This window comes from Piscinibacter sp. (assembly GCF_050175855.1).
In the GTDB taxonomy this organism is placed as follows: domain Bacteria; phylum Pseudomonadota; class Gammaproteobacteria; order Burkholderiales; family Burkholderiaceae_C; genus Piscinibacter.
The window spans coordinates 3,219-6,814 of the sequence record NZ_JBFXIO010000289.1; the positions used below are offsets into that span (position 1 = coordinate 3,219).

2 protein-coding genes and 2 pseudogenes are annotated in these 3,596 nt (G+C 71.6%); all 4 read right to left on the reverse strand.

Annotated features, from left to right (window positions below):
- Positions 1-107, reverse strand: a pseudogene (locus tag AB7U92_RS19025) (DNA-binding protein YbiB); the annotation flags it as partial.
- Between the two features lie 33 nt (positions 108-140).
- Entirely contained in the window at positions 141-2,921 is a 2,781-nt protein-coding gene (locus AB7U92_RS19030; RefSeq protein WP_428580553.1) for a molybdopterin-dependent oxidoreductase, read from the reverse strand.
- Between the two features lies 1 nt (position 2,922).
- Entirely contained in the window at positions 2,923-3,279 is a 357-nt protein-coding gene (nirD, locus tag AB7U92_RS19035; protein WP_428580556.1) for a nitrite reductase small subunit NirD, read from the reverse strand.
- A pseudogene (locus AB7U92_RS19040) lies at positions 3,279-3,596 on the reverse strand (nitrite reductase large subunit); the annotation flags it as partial. The pseudogene AB7U92_RS19040 and the gene nirD, both read right to left, overlap by 1 nt.

The following is a 3,596-nucleotide window of genomic DNA, read 5'->3' on the forward strand; positions in this document are numbered from 1 at the left end:
TGTCCGTCGAGCACCTGGCTCATCAGGTCATGGGCCTGTTGCGGATCGAGTGACCGGGCGCCTTCCTTGCCGCGGCCGATCTCCTTGATGTAGGGGGCGATGCTCATGCGATGTTGTCTCCATTCGCGGCATCGCAAGCTTCATGCCGCTTGTTCTCGGAGACGCACGATACGACGGAGTTCCGGCAGGCAGGAACCGCAGTTGGTGCCGCAGCGCAGCTCTGCTTGAAGTTGCGCAAGTTTCGTGTCGATGCCGCCGGCGCAGCGGTCCAGCACGTCGGCGATCTGCGGCTCGCGCACGTCGAAACAGCTGCACACCTGCCGGCCGCTGTCGGGCACGGCCACGGGCGGCCGGGCGCCGCCTTGCAGCAGGGCACGGCCGAACGCCGCAGCACTGCCACCCTCGCGCAGCAGCGGCTGCACCCAGGCCTCGGCCTGCGTGTCGCCCGCGAGCAGGAAGGCTTCCAGCCGGGCATCGCCGCCGGTCGCGGCCAGCTTCATGCGGCGCTGCTGGCCGCGGCGGATGTCGTCGTAGCGCAACATGCCGTTGCCATCCAGCCCGAGCAACGCGGACAGTTCGGCCAGCAACGATGGCGCGGCGGCCTCGTAGGCGGCGGCCCGGAACATGACCCCGCAGCGATCGCGCCCGAACGGCACCACGGTGGCGTAGGCGAAGTGCGCCATCAGCGGTCGCAGCCGCTCACGCGTGCTCAGCGCCTCGGCCTCCGGCAGCCAGGCCATGGCCAGCAGCCGCCAGGGCAGTTCCGCCTTGAGGATGCGCACCGCAGCATGCTTGAGCTCGGGCTGCTTCGAGCTCGGGCAGAACGCCGGGCTGGTCAGCGCATTCACGCCGGCCCCGGCCACGCCGTTCGTGCCGCGGCCGCCGAGGTACTCCTCGCCCCAGTGCATGGCGATGAAGGCCTGCGCCGGCGCCATCTCGGCGCTGGCACGCGCCGGCAGCACGATCGATCCGCGGCGCGAGGTCACGTGCACCAGGTCGCCGTCGGCGAGCTTGAGTCGCGCCATGTCCTGCGCGTGGAGCTCGATCGAGGGTTCCGCCACCTGGCCGAACAGGCGCGCCACCGTGCCGGTGCGGCTCATGCCGTGCCACTGGTCGCGCAGCCGCCCGGTGGTCAGCGAGAAGGGATGGCGCGCGTCGCGGGGCTCGGCCAGCGGGCGGTGGGCGGTGTCGACGAAGCGGGCGCGCCCATCGGCCGTGGGGAACACGCCGTCTTCGTAGAGCCTGGCCCGGCCCTGGGCGGCGCCGGTCGGGAAAGGCCACTGCTGCGGCGCCGCTTCGAGCGCGGCGTAAGTCAGGCCGGCGATGTCGAGATCGCGGCCGCGGGTCGTTTCGCGGTGCTCGTTCCAGATCGCCTCCGGCGACTCGTAGGCGAACAGCGGCGGCAGGTCGGGCCGCAGGCGCGATTGCAGCCGGCGGGCCAGGGCGGTGGCGATCCACCAGTCGTGGCGGGCCTCGCCGGGGGCCCACACCGCCGGCCGCACGCGGCTGATGCGGCGCTCGCTGTTGGTGACCGTGCCTTCCTTCTCGCCCCAGGTGGTGGCGGGCAGCAGCAGGTCGGCGCGGGCGCAGGTGGCGGTGGTGGCGAAGGCCTCCTGCACCACGACGAACTCGGCGCGCTCCAGCGCCCGGCGCACCGTGGCCTGGTCCGGCATGGACTGCGCCGGGTTGGTGCAAGCGATCCACAGCGCCTTGATCTCGCCGTCGGCCGCGGCCTGGAACATCTCCACCGCCGTCTTGCCGGGCGTGGCCGGCACCTGCTCCACGCCCCACAGGCGGGCCACCTCGGCGCGGTGCTCGGCATTGGCCATGTCGCGGTGCGCGCTGAGCAGGTTGGCCAGGCCGCCGACCTCGCGCCCGCCCATCGCGTTGGGCTGGCCGGTCAGCGAGAAGGGTCCGGCGCCGGCCTTGCCGATCTGGCCGGTGGCCAGGTGCAGGTTGATCAGCGCGGCGTTCTTGGCCGTGCCGCTGTTGCTCTGGTTCAGCCCCTGGCAGTACAGCGACAGCGTGGGCCGGCGCGGGCCATCGGCCTCCAGGCCGGCGAACCAGCGCGCGGCGGTGACCAGGTCGGCCTCGGCGATGCCGCACAGGGCGGCGGTGTGCTTCGGCGTGAACTCGCGCACCCGGTCGCGCAGCGCCTCGAAGCCGGTGGTGTGGACCTCGATGTAGCCGCGGTCGACCAGGCCTTCCCACAGCATCAGATGCAGCATGCCGTTGAACAGCGCGACATCGGTACCCGGCAGGATCTGCAGGTGCAGGTCGGCCGCGGCGGCGGTCTCGGTGCGGCGCGGGTCGACCACGATCATCCGCAGCGCCGGGTTGGCGCGCTTGGCGTCCTCGATGCGCCGGAACAGCACGGGGTGCGCGTAGGCGGTGTTCGAGCCGGCGACGAACAGGGTGTGCGCCAAGGCGAGATCGTCGTAACAGGCCGGGGGGGCATCGGCGCCCAGCGTGGCCTTGTAGCCCGCCACCGCCGAGCTCATGCACAGCCGCGAGTTGGTGTCGACGTTGTTGGTGCCGATCAGGCCCTTGGCCAGCTTGTTGAAGACGTAGTAGTCCTCGGTGAGCAGCTGCCCGGAGAGGTAGAAGCCGACCGCATCCGGCCCGTGCGAGCGCACGATGCCGGCCAGACGGTCGGCGGCCAGGTCCAGCGCGGTGTCCCAGCCGAGCCGCTGCGGCGCTGCGCCGCGCTGCGTTCGCAGTTGCGGGTACAGCAACCGGGTCTGCAGGGTGACTGCGGCACTGGCCGACAGGTGCAGCGTGCTGCCCTTGCTGCACAGACGGCCGAAGTTGGCCGGATGGTCGGGGTCGCCGCGCACGCCGCTGATCTGCCGGCCGTCGGATTCGACGATCACGCCGCAGCCCACGCCGCAGTAGGGGCAGGTGGTCTTGGTCTCGGCCACGTCAGACCACGCCGCTCGCCGGGTGCAGGGCGAGCGCGTTGAGTTCGTCGAGATCCAGCGACACCGTGCCGCCCTCGACCTTCACGCTGAATCGCTGAGCGCAGCCTTCGTCGGGCGCACGGGCGCAGCCGTCGTCCAGGGCGATGGTCCAGTTGTGCAGCGGGCAGGCCACGCTGCGACCGAACACGATGCCCTGGCTGAGCGGCCCGCCCTTGTGCGGGCAGCGGTCGATCAGGGCGAAGACCTCGTTCTCGGCGTTGCGGAAGATCGCCACCTCCGGCCCGTTGTCGCGCGCCACGCGGCGCGCGCCCAGCACCGGGATATCGTCCACCGCGCAGATCGGCTTCCACTGGCTCATCACAGCGCTCCCACGGGGTTGAACTGGCGGGTGTCGACGCGCGCCTTGTCGAACTCGAACCAGGGGTCCGGCTCGCCGTCGAGCGAGAACTGCAGCCGCTCCCACAGCGCGCGGCGGCCGCTCGCGTCGTCGAGGATCCGCTTCTTCACGTGGTCGAGCCCGACTCGGCCCACGTAGTGGCAGGTGCGCTCGAGGTACCAGCCTTCCTCGCGGTAGAGCTGCAGGAAGGCGCCGCTGTACTCGAGCACCTCCTCGGCGGTCTTGAGCTTGACCAGGAACTGCGCCACCTCGGTCTTGATGCCGCCGTTGCCCGCGAC